The sequence below is a fragment of the Pseudoalteromonas sp. SG43-8 genome (assembly GCF_014164245.1).
In the GTDB taxonomy this organism is placed as follows: domain Bacteria; phylum Pseudomonadota; class Gammaproteobacteria; order Enterobacterales; family Alteromonadaceae; genus Pseudoalteromonas; species Pseudoalteromonas distincta.
The window spans coordinates 930,842-955,036 of the sequence record NZ_JACJEX010000001.1 but is presented as its reverse complement, the minus strand read 5'-3'; the positions used below and the strand labels follow the sequence as shown (position 1 = coordinate 955,036).

Sequence of the window (24,195 nt, the reverse complement as noted above, 5' to 3'; positions counted from 1 at the left end):
TTGGTAATAACTAGATAACGAAATTTTTATCTTGTTATCAGTACGATTTTCTTACCTCAAAATAGATCACCTAATTAGGCGATTTGATATGAAGGGTGCTCTTCATATGAAATGAATGCCACCCTTTTATTACATTATTTGAGGCCACATTTATTATCAAACCAAGATAACAACTCTGTATAAAACTCTTTTTTATGATCGTAGAAAAGCGTATCAGAAAAGTGATCAGCATCTTCTAGCTCAATATATTTAAAGTCTTTTTTGTACTTTTCAAGCTCAGATACAAAGTCTCTACTGTGTTTTACTGGAACACGACTGTCGATATCGCCATGTACAACCAGTATAGGAATATTTACTTTATTTACTTGCTCTACAGGAGAGACACCAGTAATAGTAGGGCGTTGTAAGATACTTAAAAAGCGATTTTCGTTAAGAGTTGCATTGATACGACTCAAATCACTTACACCCGCACCGGCAACAACACATTTATATATGTTGTTTTCACGCATAGATGCAGCAAATGCAGCATAACCACCATAACTCCAACCAAATAAAGCAAGCTTATCTTTTGTTGCTAAACCTTTATCTATTAAATATTGTGCGGCGTCGTCTAAATCATCTTGTTTTTTCAAGCCCCAGTTATTATCACCGGCTACCCAATGCTCCAAACCGTAACCTGTAGAACCTCGGTAGTTTGGTTGAATAACTACGTAACCATGATAGGCGAGTAACTGTGCCCAGTCATCAAATACAACAGAGTCACGAACCCAAGGACCACCGTGAGGGAGTACTATTGCGGGGTAAGGACCTTTAGTTGCAGGAATAGTTACGTATGCTTTTATTTTACGTCCATCTCTTGCTTTATAGGAGATATATTTAACGGATCCCAATTTGCTTTTATCAATAAACGGAAGGCGATCACCAATCTTAGTTAACTTCTGTTTATTAGTAACAATGTAATAGCTGCCAGGGTTATCGTCAGCAGATACTCTCACTACTAATACATTATCGTTATCAGAGCTACTGATGATTTGTACAAATTTACCTTTAAATAAAGACGCAACAGATTCGTTAAGTGCTTGCAGGTTAGGATCTGTGAAATAAAACTTAGGTTGCTTAGTTGTATAGCGAAAGCCTTGTAAGGTGCCGTCGGTATCAAGTATTACACCATCGGTATCTACAGACTTAAGACCAAATTGACGTTCAGAATACTGACCTGTTTTAATATTATAAATATAAATGCCAGTCGTATTTTCGCCTAAGTTGGCATTAACATAAACTTCGTTAGGGTTACCTTTCGCAAACCCTAAAATCTCAAAGTTTTCACGCTTTTTAGGACTAACTTGCTTAATTACTTTCCAATCATCATTACCTTTATCTCGGGCATAATAATCGATTGCGTTATCAGACTTATTCCAACCTTGGGCTATTCTTATTTCACCGTCGTAATCAGAAACGAATGAGCCTGATACTTTTTCATTTCCGCGCATTACAGTAACGCTTCGTCCAGTATTAATATTAAAGCGCACTACATCTGGAATGTAGTTATTATTAATATCAACCTCTACTAATACTTCATCTTTTTTGTCAGGAAGTATATTTATTATATTAAATTGAACATTTCGTTTTTTCTTAAATGGTAATAGCCAGTCGCCTTTACCATCTGCATCGGTTATTGCAAACTTATTAACCCAGTATTTGCGACTTCCATCTTCTAATATTTGCCTAAACATAACGCCAAGTTTTTCATCGTTTAACCATACGATTGAAGATATCAGCATTTTATCAGCGCCTAATCTTACAGGCTCTGCATCTAGGTTATTTGGATCTCTTATCTCAATTATATAGTCACCATTTTTAGTAGTCGCTCTTAAAATAGCAAGCTTCTTACCATCAGGTGATGCTACAACACTGCGTATAGCAGATGACATTGAGAAAGCATCAATACTGCTTACTTGTGCCGCATCTTCAGTTTCGCTATTAGCAAAAGAAGATAGGCCTAGTAGGGTTAATCCTACTAATATTCTTTTTTTAAATTTCATTTTTATTCCCTCAAAAAAAATGGCCTAAAATTTTAGGCCATCTGGATTGAATATTTACTCAGCCAATTCTAATTAAAAAGAAGCTGTAAAACTGATGTATGGGCTACGACCTGAAGTGTCATAACCAACACCTAGAGGGATATTAGTGTTTGAAAAAGAACCACTTGGATCTACTTTAGGAGGAGCTTCATTAAACACGTTACGAACACCAAAGTTCACTTTATAAGCATCGTTAGACCAGGTCATACCGATGTTATGTACAAAGTAGTCATCGGTGAAACCAACTGGGCGACATTTAAGTGCTTCACCGTTTGCGTCAGTTAAACCACGACAACCTGCAGTGCCTTCTTCAAATTCTCCTAAATCATCCTCATCTTCACGACCTTTACCGATGAAACGCGTTTCCCAGTTAAATCTAAAATCAGAGTATTTAAGTTGTAAGCGAGCGGTACCACGCCATTCTGGAGAATCTGGTTCGCCCATATTGTCATCAATAGTACCAAGCACGTCAAAAACTTGTTCTGTCATGCGAGTAGCTTGAAGATCTAGTGTAATACCTAGGTTTTCTTCTGCGATTACTGTATCTGTTTCAAAGTAGATATTGTAATCAAAACCTTTAGATGAGATTAAACCAATATTGATAAAGCTAGCATCAACTAAATCAATTTGACCATTTTCATCACGCCCGATACGGCTACAGAAAGCATCATTACCATCAGCAGAATAACACTGACCAATACTGTAACCAGCGCTTGGTTCTGCAATACTATTCGTTACTTCAATATCAAAACGAGTTAATGACATTGTTAAATCAAATGCATCAGTGAACGGTTGTTCAAAGATAAAACCATATGTTTTAGCCACTGATGTTTCAGGACTAAGCTCAGTTGTACCGCCAGTTTCAATCTCAGCGCTGTAAGCTGCAGTGTATGAGTCAGTTCCATTTTGACCTAAACCAAGAGTAGTTGGATCAATACCTGATGCTTGACAAGCGTTTAGTACAGCTGTATCACGTGTTTCTTCTGCTGCATTATATGTAGCAGCTGAACCTGGGTTCAATGGGTCGATATTACGAGCATCTTCCGGAACAACACATGGATCGGCAACTGTATTAAAACCAGACGTACCGTTTAGGAAACGCTCGCGTAGGTTAGGTGCTCTGTACGAAGTACCTTTTGTTGCACGTAGAGTAAACCACTCAACAGGACGGTAAATTGTTTTAAGACTATAAGTTGATTCTGCATCGTAGAAAGATTCTTCAGAAACACGGCCAGAAGCTGTAAATGTAAGTTCTTCAGCGCCTTTAACACCTTTAAGTAAAGGGAATTCAACTTCTGTGAATATTTCTTTTAAGTTACGTGAGCCATCAGCGCCTTGGTCAGCAAAATAGCCCCATAGTAAGCCTTGAGATGCAGCAGCATTTGGATTTGATTCAATTTCATCACGACGATATTCAACCCCAACGATACCTGCAACAGTTTCGTTGTTCCATGGTAATGCGAAGAAATCACCACCCATGAATGCATTGAAAACAAACTGGTTTACTTTAGTTTCGATATCGCGGTCGATAAATAAGTAAGCAGCTTCTTCAGGTGAAAGCGTACCGCCACCTTCTTGATAAATACTATCTGCAAATAAATTAACAGGAACACATCCATCAGAACCGGTACCACAGGTAACAGTACCATCATCATTAAGAACAGCGGTTTCTAATGAGTTAATTAAGCGCTCTTCATCAATACCAACACGGTGGTCAGTACCTTTTGATGCGCTGTACGATACAGATGCGTCGTAGTACCAATTGTCTAAGCCGATGTTTTCAAACATACCAAGATTACCAGTAACACCAGTAACTAAGCGATATTGTGAAACTTCAACCTCAGTTTGATCACGGTCACCACGAATATTGATGATTGGCTGAACTGCTTCTGGTCCACCAGGGCCCACACCTAACACGCCAAAACAGTCAATACCGTTTGTTCCACAAGGGTTATATGGGTTTGATGCCGCTACTTGTTGGAATATCTGTGCACCTGGGCTAAAAATTGGTGATTTACGACTAGCGTATAAACCTTCGTAGTAGAAAGTTGTATCGTTATCATCTTGGAAGTTATATTCACCATTAAGCATTAGTGAAATACGTTCATTTTTACTTCTGTAATCACCGCTTTTGTAGTAATCAGATTGTTGGAAAGCGTATAGAGGGTCTTGGAAATCAACGTCACGGAAACCATCGCCGTTACCATCTACAAATACACCATCATTGATACCATCGCCATCAAAATCGCCCGCTACCCATGAAGGTAAAAATCCTTCAAGACTTGATGGTACAGTTGATTCACTGAAGTTTGGAATACCAGTGTTTGTAAAGTCAGGTGTATAATAAACACTACCAAAGAAAGATGGTACGCTAATACGGTTTGTTAGAGGGAAAATGTCACATGAATCTTCACCGCTTGCTACAGGACCATAGCCACTGTTTCGGGTTACGATACTGCCATCTTCAGCTTCCCAAATACGCTCTTCACACCCTTTAACAAAAGGGTTGCCAGCTAAAGATTGAGATTTCTGTTCTGAATATTCAACACCAACGGTGATAAAACCATTATCCATGGTTTTGCCCCACATACCCGAAAGTACAGTTTCTTCACCGCCTTCACCTTTAGGTTGACGGTAAGATGCATCAAAAATAAAGCCTTCAACATCTTTTTTTAATATTACGTTAGCTACACCCGCTACCGCATCAGAACCATAAACGGTTGATGCGCCATCAAATAAATTCTCTACACGCTCAATCATTACACCTGGTATCAAGTTCAAATCAGGTGAAGTTGGCGCACCACCTACACCTGCGGGAGCCATTCTTCGACCGTTGATAAGTACAAGAGTACGCTCAGCACCTAAACCACGAAATCCGATTGTTGCAGCGCCTGGACCGTTATCTAGTACAAAACCACCAAATGTATTATCTATTTGAGCACCAGCCGCTTGGCTGGTTGACTGGAGCATTGAACCTGCATCGAATAAACCCATTTCACGAGATAAGTCACCGTTGATAATTTGAATTGGCGATGCATTTGAAAATTCAGCTTTTCTTATACGCGAACCTGTTACAACAATTCGCTCTGGCGCTTCTTCTTCTAGTTCAACGTCTGAGTTTAAGTCATTTTCCTGGGCTAGCGCGTTAGGCGCTAAGGCTACAGATCCTAGCAATAAAGAATATCTTATTGCATTTGATAGTGCTTTAGTTTTAAACATATGTAAATCCCTGAGATATTATTGTTATTTAAGCTATAAATCATAAATTAAACAAAGTGAAATATAGCATCACAATAAATTTACATTATTGAAACTAAATAGTAAATGCGGTTAATGGTGAGTAACTACGCAATAGGTGCTGAAACAGTCAGTTTTGGGCCTTAAAAGTGATTTTTTTCGCTAATTTTTTTTTAATTGTCTGTTTTTAAATGGTTTTCTTATTTGTAAACGAATGTGAATGGATGTAGTCGGCATATACATGGAAAGAGAAGGCTCAGCTTGACTTTCTAGGAATGAGAATAGGAGGCAACAGGGTGCTTTGAACTTCTTCACCACGTATCAGTTTTAATAGGTTCTCTACTAACATTTGCCCAGCAATAGTGGTGTTTTGCTCTATTGTAGTTAGTGGTGGGTTTACATAACTTGCAATGGCTATATTATCAAAGCCGACTACCGCAACATCTTTCGGCACGTTAATATTTGCTTCTTTAAGTGCGCGTATAGCCCCTATAGCAATTAAGTCACTTGCAGCAAATAAGGCGTTAAATTTAATATTATTAGCAATTAGTGAGCGTGTGGCGTGATAACCTGATTCTTCAGTAGATATAGCATTAGCCATTTTACGTTCATTTATTTTAACGTTGTTAGCCAATAGCTCATCTTTAAAACCCTGAAAACGACTAAAAAATTCGGGGCTGTGATCAGAAGCATCACCAATAAAAGCGCAATCAGTTCTGCTATGCGCAATAAAGTGCTCAGCGGCGAGCTTACCGCCACCGTAGTTATCACAACAAACAGTTAAATCGGGACGGTTATCTACCGTTGCACCCCAGCAAACAAACTTAGTGTTTTGTTCAAGTAAGGTGTTAAATTTTGGTTGGTAATCAATGTAATCGCCATACCCGAGTAAAATAATGCCATCAGCTCTGTGGCTGTCTTCGTAGTCTGCTTGCCAATCAGCACTGGCCGATTGAAATGAAACTAATAAATCGTAACCTTCTTTAGCGCAAGCACGGGTAATACTGCCAAGCATGGCTAAAAAGAAAGGATTTATTTGGGACTCGTCAGAAGTGGGATCTTCAAACAACAATAATGCAAGCGTGCTGCTTTGTTGGGTGCGAAGGTTACTCGCATTTTTATCAACTTTATAATTAAGCTTTTTGGCTATATCGAAAACACGCTTACGTGTTTCTTCATTAACAAGATGGCTGTTACGTAAAGCGCGAGATACAGTTGATTGAGATACCCCTGCATAGTGGGCAATATCAAATGAGGTGGCTTTACCTTTCATTGTTACAACTTAATTAATTTGATAAATAATTGTGTCATTTTCGTTTATTGATGAATAATTTCAAGCTTTTTGTGAATTAACGTATATTTTTATTGATAAATTCCTGACACCGGTGTCATAATGTCATTGTTTTATCATTTTGTTGTCAAAACGTATTCGCTGTCTATATCTTTATAGGCAGCATTTTTTACTGTGATAGCTACTTTGAGGTGATAGCTCAAAGTATAAATAACAATGGTACACCATTGTAAAATAATAAGCATGAGTCGCTTAACAAAAGAGATAATACTATGAGCCCAAACGCTTCTGCCCAATTTGATCCCATCTTAGTTGCTGATGTCGGCGGCACTAATGCCCGCTTTGCTTTAATAACTGCTTTTAATGAACAGACTAACCAATTTATAATAGAGCACATTAATATTTTTCCTAGTGCCAATTTTGGTTCTCTTGAAAGTGCGCTTGAGCAATACTTACAAACAGTCCCGCATATTTCACCCAAACGCGCATGTTTAGCCGTTGCAGGGCCAATAAAAGCTGGGCAAGTGCATTTAACCAATCTAGGTTGGCATTTTAGCGTCAGTGAATTTAAAACTCATTTCGATTTACAGCAACTTGAAGTCATTAATGATTTTGCTGCCTTTGCTTACGCTGCACCTTACTTAGATCCTAAACAAAACGTCATTGTTAAATCAGGTCAAGCTGATGATAACGCAAACATTGGTGTTATAGGTCCAGGTACTGGTTTTGGTGCCGCGTGCTTAGTTAGAACGTCTCAATCTACCGCAGTGCTAAGTTCAGAAGGAGGGCATATATCACTTGCACCTGTTAATGAACTCGATACTTTATTATTAAATGAGTTACGTAAAGATCATCCCCATGTTTCTATCGAAACAGTTTTTTCAGGTCCTGGCATAACGCATTTATACAAAGCAATGTCTGCGGTTAAGGGTGTAACAGCTAAAAATTTAGATGCCGCACAGATTAGCAGCCTTGCAAATAGTGGTGAATGTGACGTGTGTGATGCAACCTTAAACCAGTTTTGTGATTGGATTGGCAGTGTTGCCGGTGATTTAGCGGTTGTTTATGGCGCGTTAGGTGGATTATTTATTGGCGGTGGAATACTACCTCGTATGCAAGCGAGACTTCTTGAGAGTCGTTTTGTTGAACGATTTTCGCAAAAGGGTATTATGTCGCAGTACGCAGGACAAATCCCTGTAACACTCGTAACACAAGACAACATACCGCTTATTGGCGCTGCTGCGTGTTTACACGATAGCAAATAGGGCTTTGGTCTTACAGGTTGTATTTGGATAATGGACAGATGAAAAAAGTAACCATAAATAGTGTAGCAAGCCATGCAGGGGTTTCTAAAAAAACCGTCTCACGCGTGTTAAACAATGAGCCTAATGTAAGTGCCGCCACCCGAGAAAAGGTGCTTGCGGTATTTAAAGAGCTTGATTACACCCCAAATCCAATTGCACGAGGTCTTGCTCAAAATCGTAGCTTTATTATTGGCTGTTTATACGACAACCCAAGTAAAAGTTATATTACCCGAGTGCAAACGGGCGCCTTAGAAGCGTGTAAAGAAAACAACTATAATTTATTGATACACCCTTGTGAGTTTCGTGGTGAAGCACTTATAAATAATATTGAGCAATTACTACAGACTTCTCGATTAGATGGCATTGTGCTAACACCTCCTTTTGGTGATTTTGCTGAGCTTGCTTCTTTTTTAAAATCTAAAAAAATTCCTTATGCAAGAGTTGCTTCAGCTTTACTACAAGATGATTCAATTTCAGTGCGTAGTAACGACGAGCAAGGCGCATTTGAGATTACCGAGCATTTAATTAACCTCGGTCATAAATCTATAGCCTTTATTAAAGGGCACCCGGATCACAGTGCCACGCAACAACGTTTTAAAGGTTACAGGCGTTCACTTGCAAGCCATGGTATAGAATTTGATGAGCGCTTAGTCGAGGAGGGTAACTTTAGTTATCACTCAGGTGTAGATAGTGCACGCAGCATATTAGATTTATCCCCTAGGCCAACCGCTGTATTTGCATCAAACGATTACATGGCGGCTGCCGTACTTAAATTAGCAACTCAGCGCCAATTAAAAGTGCCTGATGACATTTCAATAGCTGGGTTTGATAATGCGCCCATTGCACGTCATATTTGGCCTGGGTTAACAACGATTGCACAGCCCGTTGAAGAAATGACTAAACAAGCCGTAACGCAACTTATTTCACACATAGCTCAACCACAAGAGCAGCCGTATCAGGTAACGCTTGAGTCGCGCTTGATTACACGCGAGTCTACCTCAGCAATAAAATAGTGAGTTTAAAACACTTTCACAGTAGCCCGAATATGAGTGACGCTTATTCGGGCTTTTTTACTCTGAACTTGCTAAAACATGGTTTGTGCCTAAAAATCAATTAGGTCATTATTCGGTCATGTTAAAATATTAAACTATTTTTGTTACCCGGGGTTGACACCGGTGTCATTGCTATGCGTTAATACAGTGACACCGGTGTCAGGGTTGTTGTGAGAGGCTCCCTGGTAGCGTACCTTTGAACGGGTAAATCAAAGATGCTCAGTACAGTTATTTACGTGGAGTCTGTAGTTGCTACTGAGCCTTTATCCTCTAACTAATAGAGATGAGTTAAATTATGTTACATCCTCGTATTCAAGAAGTTACCCAGCGCGTTATCGAACGCAGTAAAAATACCCGTCAAGATTATTTAGATCGCATTTCGCACGCAAAAAAACAAACAAGAGTTCGTGCCGGTTTAGGTTGCGGAAATATAGCCCATGTTATGGCTGCATGTAGCAGTGATGACAAAGCGCGCTTAAAGGCTGATGAGCAACCAAATCTTGCTATTATCAACTCATATAACGATATGTTATCGGCTCATGTGCCATACAAAGACTACCCAGATTTAATTAAAGACATTGCAACAAAATACGATGCTACAACTCAAGTTGCTGGTGGCGTTCCTGCAATGTGTGATGGTGTTACGCAAGGGCGTGACGGCATGGAACTTTCACTTTTTTCTCGCGATGTAATTGCTATGTCTACGGCAATTTCCCTTTCGCACGATGTGTTTGATGGCGTTTTTTGTTTAGGTGTTTGTGACAAAATCGTCCCGGGTTTATTAATTGGTGCATTGTCGTTTGGTCATTTACCTGTGTTCTTTTTACCAGCAGGTCCAATGCAATCAGGTATTCCGAATAAAGAAAAAGCACGTATTCGCCAAAAGTTTGCACAAGGTTTAGTGAGCCGCGAAGACTTACTCGAAGCTGAAAGTGCGTCTTATCACAGCGCTGGTACATGTACGTTCTACGGTACTGCCAATTCAAACCAAATGTTGATGGAAATAATGGGCTTACACCTTCCAGGTAGCTCGTTTATTAACCCTTACACTGAGCTTCGCGATGGCCTTACAGGTAATGCTGTAGAGACAATGCTTAAGCAGCTTATAGATGATAAAGAAAGCCCGTGTTTAGCCGATGTGATCAGTGAAAAAACGATCATAAACGGCTTAGTAGGCCTGCTTTCTACAGGTGGTTCTACTAACCATGCTATCCATATTGTTGCGATAGCAAAAGCGGCGGGCATTCAGGTTACGTGGAAAGATATGTCTGATTTATCAGAAGTTGTACCATTACTTACACGTATTTACCCTAACGGCTCAGCTGATGTAAACCATTTCCAAGCAGCTGGCGGTATGGGTTTCTTGATGCGAGAACTAGCAAGCGCTGGTTACTTGCACACAGACGTTAAAACAATGCTAGGCGATGGTTTAGCACCTTACATGACAGAGCCTCGTTTGGATAAAGACGATAGCTTGATCATGAGCGACTCAACCGGCCCAACTAAAGTTAAATGGGTAGATTGCCCAGCAAACTCGCACGATGAAGAAGTACTTCGTCCAGTGAGTAACCCATTTAGTAAGCAAGGTGGTCTGCAACTTCTAACTGGCAACTTAGGTAAAGCTGTTATCAAAGTGTCAGCGGTTGCTGAAGAACATCAAACCGTTACTGCTCCTGCAAAAGTATTTAGCTCGCAAGGTGCTCTTCAAGATGCATACACTCGTGGCGAATTAAACCAAGACTTTATTGCCGTGCTAAAAGAGCAAGGCCCTAAAGCGAAAGGTATGCCAGAGCTACACAAGTTAACGCCAGTAATGGCAACGCTTCAAGATGAAGGCTTTAAAGTAGCCATTGTTACTGACGGTCGTATGTCGGGTGCATCAGGTAAAGTACCTGCTGCTATTCACTTAGCACCAGAGGCAGTAGAAGGCGGCATTATTGCTAAAATCCGAGAAGGCGATTTAGTGACGCTTGATGCGCCAAACGGAATCTTAAAAGTACACGTTAGCGACGAAGAGCTTGCTAAGCGTGAAGCAGAACTTAGCCTGCCAAGTGCAACATTTGGTACAGGTCGTGAATTATTTACTGGATTTAGAAATATCGTAAGCAGTGCCGATTTAGGCGCGAGTGCTTTTGGACTTGAATAAATATTAGCCATACTGGGTAATGAGGAACAAGTAATGAGTATTGAAAAAATCTTAGCATCGGCACCCGTAGTGCCAGTGGTTGTAATCGAAAAATTAGAAGATGCAGCACCACTTGCAAGAGCTTTATACAACGGTGGCTTAAAAGCCTTAGAAATAACACTACGTACACCCATTGCTGCAGAAGCTGTAAAGCTAATGAAAGCAGAAGTACCTGAAGCCTATGTAGGTACTGGTACGGTAGTAGATAAGGCAAGTTTTGATCTTTCGGTTGCCGCTGGTGCTGATTTTATGGTGAGTCCAGGTGTTAGTGATGAGCTTATTGCTTTAGCTAAAACATCAGATATACCATTTTTACCAGGCGCTGCAACTGCAAGTGAAGTTATGCAACTTGCGTCGCATGGTTTTAAGTATTTAAAATTCTTCCCAGCAGAAGCTGCAGGCGGAACAGCTATGCTTAAATCAATCGGTGGCCCATTACCACATATTACTTTTTGCCCAACTGGCGGCATTAGCCTAGCAACTGCTCCTAATTATTTAGCGCTTAACAACGTTATTTGTGTTGGTGGTACGTGGATGCTAGATAAACAACTAATTGAAAATAAAGACTGGCAAGCAATTGAAGCGCTTGCTCGCCAAGCAAGTGAACTTAAATAGGAGTCTAAAATGATTAATGTAGCAATTAACGGTTACGGCCGTATCGGTAGAAATGTTTTACGTGCACTTTATGAGTCAGCCCAAAACAGCGAAATTAAAATTGTAGCAATTAACGATTTAGCACCAGCTAACGTAAATGCACATTTAACGCAATATGACTCTGTTCATGGTCAATTTTCAAAAAAAGTAACACTTGAAAACAATACTATGCTAATTGGGGATGACGTAATTACGTTAACGCAAGAGCGTGACCCTGCAAACTTACCGTGGAAAGAGCTAAACGTAGATATCGTTTTAGAATGTACTGGTTTTTTCACTAAACGTGATGACGCCGCTAAGCACATTACTGCAGGCGCTAAAAAAGTAATCGTATCTGCTCCAGGTACTGGTTTAGATGCAACAGTAGTGCATGGTGTAAACAGCGACGTAATTAATGCTGACAGCAATATCATTTCTAACGCTTCTTGTACTACTAACTGTTTAGCGCCAATTGCAAAAGCAATTAACGACACAGTAGGTATTGAGCAAGGTAGCATGACGACTATTCACGCTTACACCAACGATCAAAACTTATCTGACGTTTACCACCCAGATTTATACCGTGCGCGTAGTGCAACTCAATCTATGATCCCAACTAAAACAGGTGCTGCGGCAGCTGTTGGTTTAGTATTACCAGAACTTGCTGGTAAATTAGATGGTATGTCGGTACGTGTACCTACAATCAATGTTTCTTTAGTTGATTTTACGTTTATCACTAAGCGTGATACGACTGCAGAAGAAATCAATGCAATCATGAAAGAAGCATCAACGGGTTCAATGAAGAGTATTTTAGAATATAACGAGCTTCCGCTTGTTTCTATCGACTTTAACCATAACCCAGCGTCGTCTATCTTTGATGCAACGCAAACTAAAGCCAATGGCAAACTAGTTAAAGTAATGGCTTGGTACGACAATGAGTGGGGTTTCTCAAACCGCATGTTAGACCAAGTTAAAGCATTAGGTCAGTACTTATAATTGACCTTGTAAAAGTTTAGCTTTATCCAACCAAGCCACGCATTGCGTGGCTTTTTTGCGTTTAGTTTATCTGTATATTTGCAATTCAAAATTAGAAGGGAACTATTTGTATTTTTTATACCCTAAATTTTGTTAATATGTGGGTGTGTAAATCAATGGAATTTCGTTGTATTTAATCAACTCAACGACGCAAGGAATAATAAAAATGATCAGAGCTCTATCGCGAAAAGTATTTCGCACAAATCATCTTCAGATAGGTGAGGGCAACATAAGTGGCTACATAGCCTGCTTTTTAGCAATACTGAGTTGCTTAGGCGTATTAGCGTTTCACTTTCCTGAATATTTAACCACACCAGAGCTGAGAAAAAGCTACAGCGTCGACTTTTTACGTCAGCTTATGTTTGCATCATTATTGGTCTCGGGCAGTTTAGGATTACTTAACTTTGTACGTAATACCAATAAGCGTTTAGGGGCTACAGCGTGGTTTTTTATTTTACTCGCTATTATGTTTGGCGGACCAAACGTTGAAGTAAACGAATTTGCTTCTGATACACCTTATATAGGGCTTGATTGGTTTATTTTAGATTTACTCGGCTCAACACTTATATTTATTGTGATTGAAAAGTTATTACCTCATCGTAAAGATCAAAAAATATTACGTAGCGAATGGCGAGGCGATTTAAACCACTTTTTTGTAAATCATTTAATTATTGGTTTTGTATTACTCGTTACTAACCACTTTGTGCATTATGGCTTTGGCTGGGCTGTATCATCTACAGTACAAGGTTATATAGAGCAAACACCCTTCATAGTGCAGTTGTTTTTAATAATACTCGTGGCTGATTTAATGCAGTATTGGGTGCATCGTGCCTATCACGAAGTCCCTTTATTATGGCGCTTTCATGGCGTACATCACAGTGCTAAAGAAATGGATTGGTTAGCGGGCTCTCGCCAGCATATTCTTGAAATACTCGTAACGCGCAGCTTAGTGCTCACGCCTATATTTGTACTTGGTTTTTCACAGCAAATAATTAGTTTGTACGTAATAATTGTGGGTTTGCAGGCTGTGTTTAACCATGCAAATGTGCGTGTGAAATTTGGTTGGCTAAAATATTTTATGGTTACACCGCAGTTTCACCATTGGCATCATGCGTCAGATAAAGCCGCGATTGACCGAAATTACGCTGCACATTTTTCGTTTTTAGATTATGTGTTTGGTACTGCTGTTAAAGGCCAAAAAGAGTGGCCACAAGCGTATGGTGTAGTCGGGGATTACATGCCCGTAGGTATGCTTAAACAACAGGTTTACCCGTTTAAGCGCACTAAATAAGTACGGAAAATCCGAATAAACATAAAATAAAAGCGAGCAAGGTGTTACATTTTGCTCGCTTATATTATTAATATTAAATTTATTTTAGCTCTGCTAAAAACTCAGTAAATGTAGGTCTTTGATTTAGCGTAGGTTGCATGGCACATTTTGCCATATCGGACATTTTAATAAAGAGCTCACTATGCCTATCATCGCCAGTTACCGTGCCTAATAAGTCTTCAATTAAACACCCTAATGCACGTACTTCAATTAACTCGATTTGCTTTTGTTGATAATCACTTAACATGGCTAAGTTTGTGGCTGCACCAAAATCACCAAATAATACATCAGCATCTTTGTTTATCATGGTGTTATGCGCATACACGTCGCCATGGCTTACTTTACAAATATGCAAGTGATGTAAGGTACTTACCATTTGCTGTGCAATTTTTAAAATAGCGTGAGTTGAGTAATGGCAATCATTATTAAAGGTATCACGCGTACAGGTTTCAAGGCTTGGAGGCAGGCCTAAATTAGCAAAGCTTTTATCTATTAGCTCCATTACTAAACCTAGCTGATCACTTTGATCAATGTAGGCAAGTACTTTAATTAAATTAGCGTGATCGCCTGCTTGTAAGCAGCAATTTACTTCATCAAGCGGATAGCCGTCGCTGGTAATTGCGCCTTTAAATAATTTAATCGCTACAGCACTTTCAATAGCTTGCGCTAAATGAATAACGCCCGATGCACCTTGGCCAATAACATGACTAAGTGTGTAATCGTTAAGAGGTTTATTTTCTAAGCTGCATTTTGTAAGGCACTGGGCTTTATTAAAATCGTTACCGGCGAATGCAAGCCAAGCAAGTTTAGGCAATTCAAACAGCCAGTCGTCTACGTGTGTTAAGTTATTAGCAGAGAGCCTAACAAGCTCAAGGTTTTTGCACTGCGCCATACTACTTGGCAGTTGCTTAAGTTGATTGCCTGCAAGCGCAAGCTTTTTAAGCTTGGTATAATTACCAAAATCTTCAGGCAATTCGCTTAACGTATTATCGGTGAGTATTAGCCACTCAATATTTTTTGGCAGGCTGTTTAAAGCAAATTCAGAAATTTGGTTACCTTTAAACGCGACCATAATTAAAGCAGGGCATTTAGCGAGCACTTTAGGAATATGCTTAAACTGATTAAACGATAAAAATACACGCTTCAGGTGTGTTAAACAGGTAAATTCATCAGGTAGTGTTGATAAGTTATTATTTGATAAATCGAGAACTTCAAGCGTGTCAGCTAAACTAAAGATTTCTTCAGGAAATGTCGTTAGCTCTTCTACCAATTGCAGGCGAGTAGCACCAACAAGTTTGCCACTTTTAAGCTCTTTAAGGGAGTTCATATTAATACCATGTTCTAAAAATGAAAAAGCCAACATAGCTGTTGGCTTAAAGTCGTTCTAACTTACTAAATCGCTCTTTAGAATTGCGCGTTATGGTAAACGTTTTGTACGTCGTCGCAATCTTCTAACATTGCTAAAAAGCGTTCCATAACTTCAACGTCTTCACCTTCAATCGGTGTTTCAATTTGTGGCACAAAGCTAATTAGGTCTTCGTCAAATTCAGTCACGCCCATTTCTTCAAGCGCTGTACGTGTATTGTTGTACTCTGTATGAGGAGCAAAAACAGTAACTTTACCGTCATCTACTTCTACGTCAGTTACATCAACATCAGCCATCATAAGAGCTTCAAGTACAGCTTCGTCGTCATCACCGTCAAATACAAAAATAGCAAGGTGATCAAATAAATGTGACACAGAGTTTTGAGCGCCAATTTTAGCATTTGCTTTGGTAAAACAAACACGTACATCAGCAAAGGTACGCTTGTTGTTGTCTGTTAAACAGTCAACAATAATCATACAGTTACCAGGGCCGTAACCTTCGTAACGTGTTGCTGCGTAGTCTTCACCGCCGCCGCCTTTTGCTTTTTCTATTGCGCGGTCAATAACGTGTGCTGGTACTTGGTCTTTTTTAGCGCGTTCAATTAAACGTCGTAATGATAAGTTACCATCTGGATCTACACCGCCGTTTTTTGCACAAATATAAATTTCTTTGCCGTACTTAGAATAAACTTTAGTTTTAGCACCCGCAGTCTTAGCCATTGAATCTTTTTTGTTTTGGTAAGCTCTTCCCATCTGCGTTTCGCCTTAATATATGTAAATAATAGAATAAAATTATAATGCGTATTCTAAAGGTAAATGCATTCAAGGGCTAGTAAGTATTAAAACAGATTAAATCGGTAACGTTTAAAAGCCATGTAAACTGTATTTTATTAATGGGATCATCGAGGGTTCTAGACGTTGGAATTATATCTATTGTGTGTAAATTTAATTCAATAAAAAAGCAACCTGTATAACAGGTTGCCTTACTAAGTAATAAAAAGTAAGTGTTACTTACCAAATACGTACACGCTCATCATCAGGAAGGTATAACGCATCGCCTGGTTTTACATCAAACGCTTTGTACCATGCATCGTGGTTACGCGGCGCTTGTGCTCTAAAGCGACCTGGGGCATGTGTGCCACCACGCAGTTGGTTAAGCATGCTTTGCTCAGTACGTTTTTCTTTCCATACTTGTGCCCACGCAAGGAAGAAACGCTGATCGCCAGTAACGCCGTGAATAACAGGCGCTTCTTTACCATTTAAACTGAGCTTGTACGCGTGATAAGCCATTGATAGCCCACCTACATCACCAATGTTTTCGCCAAGGCTATTTCGACCATTAACAAAGTTACCTTCTATTGGCTCGTATTTACTGTACTGCGCAGCCAGTTGATCGGCTTTTTTGTCAAATGCAGCGCGGTCAGCATCAGTCCACCAGTTACGTTGCACACCGTTTTCGTCTGATTTTGAACCTTGATCGTCAAATCCATGACCCATTTCGTGACCAATTACAGCGCCAATACCGCCATAGTTTACAGCCGGATCGGCATTTGGATCGAAAAACGGCGGTTGTAATATCGCAGCCGGAAATACAATTTCATTAAACGAGCTATTGTAGTAAGCGTTTACGCGTTGTGGCGTCATGCCCCAGCGGTTACGGTCTGTTTTTTGTAGCTCTTTTTCAACACTTTCTGCATGAAAAAATTCACGCATGTTTTTCACATTACCGATTAAATCGTTTTTAGTAATGCTTAAACCTTCATAAGACTGCCATACATCGGGGTAACCAATTTTTGGTACAAATGCAGCCAGTTTAGCGCGCGCATTTACTTTAGTTTCATCGCCCATCCATTCTAGGTTATCAATACGTTCACCAAGGGCTGTACGAAGGTTTTCAACCAGCTCTGACATTTGTTGTTTTGATGACTCAGGAAAGTAACGTTCTACGTATATTTTACCAATAGCAAAACCAAGCGAACTTGTACCCGACATTTCACTGATTGCACGCTTCCAACGAGGGCGAGGCTCTTGTTGTCCGTTTAGTTCTTTACCAAAAAAAGCAAAGTTAGTATTAAATACGTCTTCTGATAGTAAACCTGCGTTACCGCTAATAGCGTGATACGTTAGGTAGTCTTTCCATACTGCAATATCTTCTTGATTGATTAGCTCAATCATCGCTTTTATTGGCTCAGGCTGAGATACATTTAACTGAGGTACTTTATAACCTGTTTGCGCAAAATATAAATCCCAGTTAAAACCAGGATAAGCAGTGCTTAAATCGGCGCGTTCAATTTGGTTTAGCGTTAAATCGCGATTACGGCGCTTTTCACGAGGCCAATGACCTTGTGCAATTTTGGTTTCAAGATCAACAATTGCTTGAGCACGCTCTGCGCTATTTTCTACTCCTGCAAACTCAAGCATGTCAGCAATGTGGGCAACATAAGCTGTACGGGTTTTAACAAAGCGCTCAGCGTCTTCAAGGTAGTAAGAACGATCGGGTAGACCTAAGCCACCAGCACCTAGTGACATTTCATATTTATTAGGGTCTAGGCGATTAAACCACATGCCGCCGCCAAAAGGGGCTTTATTACCGGTTAACCAAGACTTACCAAACATCTCAGCTAAATCGTCAGTTGACGCTATATCACTAATTTCACTTAATAATGGCTTGATAGGCGCGACACCGAGTTTATTAAGTGTTTCGGTATCCATATAGGCATTGTAAAAATCAGCAACGAGTTTTTCTTCTGCGTTTAAATCTTTACGTGCTGCTATTTCTTCAATAATAGCTTTAACATCGTCTTCGCTGCGCTCAGCTAATCCAGAAAATGCACCATAGCGGGTTTTATCTGCAGGCATTTCGTAGTTGTCATACCACGTGCCGCTGGCATACATAAAAAAGTCATCGCCTGGTTTAACGGCTTCGTTACGGGCTGTTAGATCAACACCAAAACTACCTAACTCTGCTTTTTGTGTCACTGCTGTAGTGGCTACTTTAGGTTGTTGTTCGTCTGTTTTTGTTGTTTGCGGTTCTGAACAACCGGTAATAAATGTGGCAGCTAATGCTGCGGCAATTAAGCTCTTTTTCATTACTTACTCCTGAGTATCACTGATTGAATTTAAGCTGCAGTGAATTATTTTTATTGTTACGAATATTTAACTTATCGATTGTTATTGATATTAATCAGACAAACAAATCTTTTGAGGTGAATCACCACAGTGCTCGATAAAACTAATATAGGAGTAAAGAGAAAGGCTAATAGGTTCTATAAACGCTTTATTTAGCTCGAATACTTGAAGGTATCCGAGCTAAGAGGGGTTACACACTATTTATTTTTTATGCTGAAGCTCCCACATACGGGCGTATTCTCCGGCGAGTGTAAGTAACTCATCGTGCTTACCTTGCTCAATAATTTGTCCGGCTTTGAGCACAATAATGGTGTCTGCATCGGTAATAGTAGAAAGGCGATGAGCAATAACAATACTCGTATGATTACTGGCAACTTCACGCATTGCAGCAAGTATTGCTTGCTCAGAATGAGAGTCGAGTGCGGATGTTGCTTCATCAAAAATTAAAATAGGGGACTTTTTCAAAATGGCGCGGGCAATAGCAATACGCTGTTTTTCGCCGCCGGATACTTTTAAGCCGCGCTCGCCAACCAGTGTTTTATCGCCTTTATCAAGTGTGCCTATAAAGTCTTTTAAATGCGCCATAGCAATGGCTTCGTCAATTTCAGCATCGCTTGCTGATGGTCTACCGTAAGCGATATTTTCACGAATGGTGGTGTTAAACAGCACAGTATCTTGCGGGACTATTGCAATGGCTTTTCGTAAACTATTAAGTGTTACTGAGTTTATTGCTTGATTATCAATACTAATTTCACCAGCGCTTGCATCATAAAAACGATAAAGCAGTCGCGCTAATGAGCTTTTACCAGCCCCACTGGCACCAACAATGGCTACTTTGCTGCCTGCTTTAACATTAAAGCTAAGATTATTAAGAATAGGGCGATACGCATCGTAACTAAAACTTACATTATTAAATGTTATTTCACCTTGTCTAATATTGAGTTCTTTAGCATTAAGTGCATCGGTTATTTGTGGTTTTTTGTTAAGTAGTCCAAGCATGTTTTCAAGGTCGGTTAGCGCGCGTCTTATTTCGCGGTACACAAAACCTAAAAAGTTAAGCGGTAAAAACAACTGAATCATATACGCGTTAATCATCACAAGTTCACCAATAGAAAGCGTACCTACAACTACCTCGGTTGAGCCCAACCACATTAACGCGGTAATAGCACAAGCAATAATAAGTGCTTGGCCTGAGTTGAGGGCGAGCAACGACATTCTATTTTTTAAACGGGCTTTTTCCCAGTTTGCTAAAAATGTGTCGTACGTTTTTGCTTCAAACTGCTCATTATTAAAATACTTTACAGTTTCATAATTAAGTAGGCTGTCTATGGCGCGGGTATTACTTTGATTGTCGGCAGCATTTGCTTCGCGAATAAAGCGGTTTCTCCACTGGGTAACAACCACCGTAAAGGTAATATAAATAGCAACTGCCAGTAATGTAATAAGCGCAAACCAAACAGAAAACAACGTGCCAAAAATAATCGCAACGGTCAGTATTTCAAATAAAGTAGGCACAATGTTAAACATTAAAAAACGCATTAAAAAGCTTAACCCGCTCGTACCGCGTTCTATATCGCGGCTAATACCACCGGTTTGCCTATCTAAATGAAAAGCCAGCTCAAGTGAGTGCAAATGCTTAAATACTTTTAAACCAATATCACGCATAGCGTGCTCGGTTACGCGAGAAAATACAGCATCTCTTATCTCACCTAAAAATACGCTAGCAAAACGCAGTGCACCGTACACCAATAACAATAAAGCAGGGATAACTAACAGTGGGTTAATTGACTTATCTACCGAGTCTATTATTTCTTTAAGCGCCCAAGGCATTAACAAAGTGGCACCTTTTGCGCCTATAAGCGCCAAAAGTGCAATAAAAACACGGCCTTTAAATTTTGTAAGGTAGGGCCAGAGTGTTTTTACACTTTGGCGTAAATTCATGGCGTCTGGTCGTTTTTCTGTGCTTTGTCTGGGGCGCATTAGTGATCTCTGTTAAAACTAAATACTTAATTAATAAGCATTGTATTTTAAATGCTTGCCCTTATATACTACGCATCCCCTATTTTAGTTTTAAAACGTGAATGTTTAAATTTAGAGTGTTTTTAACTGCCTTTTTGCTACTTGCTGCACTTTTTAGTGTGCAGAGCAATGCTATGGGCGCCTCACAAAATTTAAATATAAATATTAGCACGCAGGTTTCTCCTACTGATATTACCGATTTAACTAAAATACAGCCTATTAGTAAGTCTGTAGATACTTCGCAACATAAAAAAACGCATCAAACCGATTTTAACGCGCACCAACCAAGATTAACTGCCAATAATTCATCATTGTTTTTGCATACTGTGCAAAGTGAGCCTGAATACGATGTGGTTTTTGAATTTTTTGCTCAAAATCTTGTTAGGCATATATTTTTACGACCGAGAGCCGTTAACCGCATACAACCTTGGTATACGCTTGTAACTAATAGTAAAAAGTCGCGCTTAAGTGGCTGGAAAGACGTTAACTTACTCTACACTGCCGTAACTACCTACCACGCTTAATTTTCCTTATTTAATTTTATTAGGTTTTAACTTTTAAAGTTTTAGCCTGCAGATTAATTGTGCTTTTAAAAAGTACGTTGCTAGCTTTGCTGGCAATAAGGATTCAACATGTTAAGTTTTAAAAAAGATAAAAAGCCGTCCACGGCTAAGTTCAAATTAAGCTATATAGCCATGCTAATAGTACTGGTTTTATTAGCTATTAGCGCATTACCAAACCTATATCCAAATAAATCGTGGTTGCACGTAAGTAATAGCCCGCACAGCGAAACGCAATCTTTACCGAGCACTAAAACCCTAGTTACTTTTTTAAATAACCAAGGGCTTGAGGTTGAGCAGGGCTTAGATAAGCAATCAACTATTAATGTACTTTTAAACGAGCCAACTAAAAGCGCTCAGGCGCAAGCGGCTATAAAAGCGCAATACCCAAACACGCAAGTTAAAATTGTTGAGCATGCAACCAGCCCTACATGGTTACAAAATTTTGGTTTATCACCAATAAAGCTGGGCCTTGATTTAAATGGCGGTGTGCTATTTGTACTAGACGTAGATTTAGATAAAGCCGTTGATGAGCAATTAGTCAGCGCGTATCAACAAGCTAAATCAATCATTATTAAGCAAAAAGCACATGGCGTAAAAGCGCAGCAAACTCAGCACGGGTTTGAAATAAACGCATTGCCTAATGCAACCGACAAGTTAACCCCAGTTATTGAAGAGCTACAAAGCCGATTTGCTAATTTAGCCGTTATAACAAGCAATAATGGCAGCGTTAAAACTGCCAAATTTAGTTATTCGGAGCAAGGCCGCAGCAGCTTTGATAAAGAAGTAATGGGGCAAACACTTACAACCCTTCGTTCACGTATTGAAGAGTTAGGCATTACCGAAGCGGTAACACAGCGCCAAGGAAAGCATCGTATTCGTATAGAGCTACCAGGCGTGCAAGATCCAACCGAAGCAAAACGTATTATTGGTGCAACAGCATCGCTTGGTTTTTATCAATTAAAAGAAATTGGCGGGCAAACATTTAATATGCAATCGGGCGGAACCATAAAGCTCGATCCTGTGCCAATTTTTACAGGGGACCATATTAATAATGCAAACATAGGCCGCGACGATTGGGGTAAACCATTGGTACAGCTAAGCCTAGACGGCCAAGGAGGGGATGCAATGTCGGCGTTTTCAAAAGCCAATATTGGTAAGCCAATGGCGACGGTTTACTCTGAGTATTCTCAAAACGCTAAAGGCGAAGTAGTTAAAAAAAGCGAAGTTATTAACGTTGCCAATATTGCTCAGCATTTAAGTTCGCGTTTTAGTATTACCAATATGAAAAGCCAACAAGCGGCAGCCGATCTGGCATTGTTACTACGCGCAGGCTCGCTTACAGCGCCCGTTACAATTGTGCACGAACAAACAATAGGGCCAAGCCTCGGCAGCGAAAATATTAGTAATGGCTTAGCCGCGCTTATGTTAGGCATGGGTATTACGCTTGCATTTATGGCGCTTTGGTATCGCCGTTTAGGTCTTATTGCAAACGTAGCACTTATATTAAATTTAACGTCGCTTGTGGGTTTAATGTCATTATTACCAGGGGTTGTGTTAACGCTGCCGGGTATTGCAGGCTTGGTGCTAACTATAGGTATGGCGGTAGACACTAACGTAATAATATTTGAACGTATTAAAGAAGAACGCCGTAAAGGCCGTGCACCATATCAAGCTATTCAAGAGGGGTATAAACAAGCCGCAAATACAATATTTGATGCCAATATAACCACCATGATCACCGCACTTATCTTATACGGCATAGGCTATGGGCCCGTTAAAGGTTTTGCCATTACATTGACACTGGGGCTTTTAACGTCTGTATTTACAGGTGTGTACGTATCAAAAATATTAAGCCAAACGTTGTATTTAAAAATGGGTAAAAAAGCAGGAGTAAAAGCACATGCTTAAGACTTTTTTGAAAGGTGAAAAGGGTACACGTTTACGTTTTATGGGCATGCTTTTAAGCGCCATGTTAGTGTTGCTATCCGTATTTACGCTTACGCAAAAAGGGTTAAATTTCGGCTTAGACTTTACCGGCGGTTATTTAACTGAGTTTACAACCAGCCAAAGCGTTGAGCTAAAAGAGCTTCAATCGTTTATTGCTAAAAATCACAACGGTGAGTTTGAGCTAACCGCGCAAGGTAATAGTCATTTTCAATTAAGAGAAGCGCCAAGTTCATCAGCCACAGCTAATAGCCTTGATTGGCAAAGCGCTGTTACACAAAACGATGATATAAACGCACAGGTTTTATCGTCGGCTTATATTGGCTCACAAGTGGGCGATGAGTTATTTGATCAGGGTTGTTTAGCCATGTTTGCTGCAATGATTGCGGTAATGATTTACCTTGCAGTGCGTTTTGAATGGCGATTAGCGGTAGGGTCTGTGGTTGCGCTAGTGCACGATTTAATACTCGTACTTGGGTTATTTTCACTATTACAAATTGAATTTAACCTAACCGTACTGGCAAGTTTACTGGCTATTATTGGTTACTCACTTAACGACTCAATAATAGTAGGGGATAGAGTGCGTGAGCTTTTACGTGTTCAATCAAACAATATACTTAGCCCAGCGACTATTATTAATAATGCGATTAAAAGCACACTAACGCGCACCTTAATAACGTCGGGTACCACACTTGCAACGGTTGCGAGCGTTTGGTTACTTGCAGGCGCACCACTGCAAGGCTTTGCTATTGCATTATTTACCGGCATTGTAGTTGGTACGTTCTCGTCTATTTGTATAGCGGCAACCTTGCCAGAGCTATTGGGCTTAAGCGCTAAAAACTACGAAGTTAAAGTAGATGCCCACACGCAAAAATTATTAGATATGCCATAAGGTTTTTAATAAAGCACAAGCAAAGAGCTGCACCAACCAACGGCTCTTTGCTTGTTTAATGCTAATTTAAGCCCCGCTAGTATTCCCACCAAACTTGCGGGGTTTAAAATAATGGTTTTAAGCCTAGCAAAAATG

Annotated in this window: 16 protein-coding genes; 9 read left to right on the top strand and 7 right to left on the bottom strand. The window is 39.9% G+C overall.

The window, feature by feature from the left end; translation table 11 throughout:
- Positions 1–134: 134 nt before the first annotated feature.
- From H5122_RS04305 to H5122_RS04295, 3 genes are all read right to left on the bottom strand, one after another.
- Positions 135–2,042 (bottom strand): S9 family peptidase, encoded by a 1,908-nt coding sequence (locus H5122_RS04305; RefSeq protein ID WP_182672685.1) that lies wholly within the window; start codon positions 2,040–2,042, stop codon positions 135–137.
- Positions 2,043–2,114: 72 nt separating this feature from the next.
- On the bottom strand, positions 2,115–5,300 hold the full coding sequence (locus H5122_RS04300; RefSeq protein ID WP_182681374.1) for a TonB-dependent receptor: 3,186 nt from the start codon (positions 5,298–5,300) through the stop codon (positions 2,115–2,117).
- A 274-nt stretch (positions 5,301–5,574) separates the two neighbouring features.
- A complete protein-coding gene (locus H5122_RS04295; protein WP_024596123.1) occupies positions 5,575–6,591 on the bottom strand; it encodes a LacI family DNA-binding transcriptional regulator in 1,017 nt (338 codons plus the stop codon).
- Positions 6,592–6,881: 290 nt separating this feature from the next.
- On the opposite strand from H5122_RS04295, the gene glk reads away from it, so the two are divergent.
- The 6 genes from glk (at position 6,882) to H5122_RS04265 (ending at position 14,109) form a co-directional block, all read left to right on the top strand.
- Positions 6,882–7,874, top strand: coding sequence for a glucokinase (gene glk, locus H5122_RS04290; protein WP_182681373.1), 993 nt, complete (start codon positions 6,882–6,884; stop codon positions 7,872–7,874).
- A 38-nt stretch (positions 7,875–7,912) separates the two neighbouring features.
- Positions 7,913–8,926: a LacI family DNA-binding transcriptional regulator gene (locus H5122_RS04285; RefSeq protein WP_002959752.1), complete on the top strand. Its 1,014-nt coding sequence runs from the start codon at positions 7,913–7,915 to the stop codon at positions 8,924–8,926.
- A gap of 334 nt (positions 8,927–9,260) precedes the next feature.
- Positions 9,261–11,111 carry a phosphogluconate dehydratase gene (gene edd, locus H5122_RS04280; protein WP_182681372.1) on the top strand — a complete coding sequence of 617 codons (1,851 nt, stop codon included), beginning with the start codon at positions 9,261–9,263 and terminating at the stop codon, positions 11,109–11,111.
- 33 nt (positions 11,112–11,144) lie between these two features.
- Positions 11,145–11,765, top strand: coding sequence for a bifunctional 4-hydroxy-2-oxoglutarate aldolase/2-dehydro-3-deoxy-phosphogluconate aldolase (eda, locus tag H5122_RS04275; protein WP_002959756.1), 621 nt, complete (start codon positions 11,145–11,147; stop codon positions 11,763–11,765).
- Positions 11,766–11,774: 9 nt separating this feature from the next.
- Entirely contained in the window at positions 11,775–12,779 is a 1,005-nt protein-coding gene (gene gap, locus H5122_RS04270; RefSeq protein WP_002959757.1) for a type I glyceraldehyde-3-phosphate dehydrogenase, read from the top strand.
- Between the two features lie 205 nt (positions 12,780–12,984).
- The gene (locus tag H5122_RS04265; protein ID WP_024597617.1) at positions 12,985–14,109 is read left to right on the top strand and encodes a sterol desaturase family protein; all 1,125 of its coding nucleotides are present in this window, start codon (positions 12,985–12,987) and stop codon (positions 14,107–14,109) included.
- Positions 14,110–14,188: 79 nt separating this feature from the next.
- Here H5122_RS04265 and H5122_RS04260 read toward each other — a convergent pair whose 3' ends face one another.
- The 4 genes from H5122_RS04260 to H5122_RS04245 all read right to left on the bottom strand — a co-directional run bounded on the left by H5122_RS04260 (position 14,189) and on the right by H5122_RS04245 (position 20,622).
- Complete coding sequence (locus H5122_RS04260) at positions 14,189–15,511, bottom strand: leucine-rich repeat-containing protein kinase family protein (RefSeq protein ID WP_182681371.1); 1,323 nt, start codon at positions 15,509–15,511, stop codon at positions 14,189–14,191.
- 41 nt (positions 15,512–15,552) lie between these two features.
- The gene (locus H5122_RS04255; RefSeq protein WP_182681370.1) at positions 15,553–16,266 is read right to left on the bottom strand and encodes a YebC/PmpR family DNA-binding transcriptional regulator; all 714 of its coding nucleotides are present in this window, start codon (positions 16,264–16,266) and stop codon (positions 15,553–15,555) included.
- 258 nt (positions 16,267–16,524) lie between these two features.
- Positions 16,525–18,603 (bottom strand): M13 family metallopeptidase, encoded by a 2,079-nt coding sequence (locus H5122_RS04250; protein ID WP_182681369.1) that lies wholly within the window; start codon positions 18,601–18,603, stop codon positions 16,525–16,527.
- A 240-nt stretch (positions 18,604–18,843) separates the two neighbouring features.
- Positions 18,844–20,622, bottom strand: a complete 1,779-nt coding sequence (locus tag H5122_RS04245; RefSeq protein WP_182681368.1) for an ABC transporter ATP-binding protein/permease — start codon at positions 20,620–20,622, stop codon at positions 18,844–18,846.
- A gap of 101 nt (positions 20,623–20,723) precedes the next feature.
- On the opposite strand from H5122_RS04245, the gene H5122_RS04240 reads away from it, so the two are divergent.
- The 3 genes from H5122_RS04240 to secF all read left to right on the top strand — a co-directional run bounded on the left by H5122_RS04240 (position 20,724) and on the right by secF (position 24,060).
- Positions 20,724–21,185, top strand: a complete 462-nt coding sequence (locus tag H5122_RS04240; protein WP_182674193.1) for a hypothetical protein — start codon at positions 20,724–20,726, stop codon at positions 21,183–21,185.
- A 108-nt stretch (positions 21,186–21,293) separates the two neighbouring features.
- The gene (secD, locus tag H5122_RS04235; RefSeq protein ID WP_182681367.1) at positions 21,294–23,132 is read left to right on the top strand and encodes a protein translocase subunit SecD; all 1,839 of its coding nucleotides are present in this window, start codon (positions 21,294–21,296) and stop codon (positions 23,130–23,132) included.
- A complete protein-coding gene (secF, locus tag H5122_RS04230) occupies positions 23,125–24,060 on the top strand; it encodes a protein translocase subunit SecF (RefSeq protein ID WP_182681366.1) in 936 nt (311 codons plus the stop codon). Before secD ends, secF begins: the two co-directional genes overlap by 8 nt.
- The last annotated feature ends 135 nt before the right edge of the window (positions 24,061–24,195 follow it).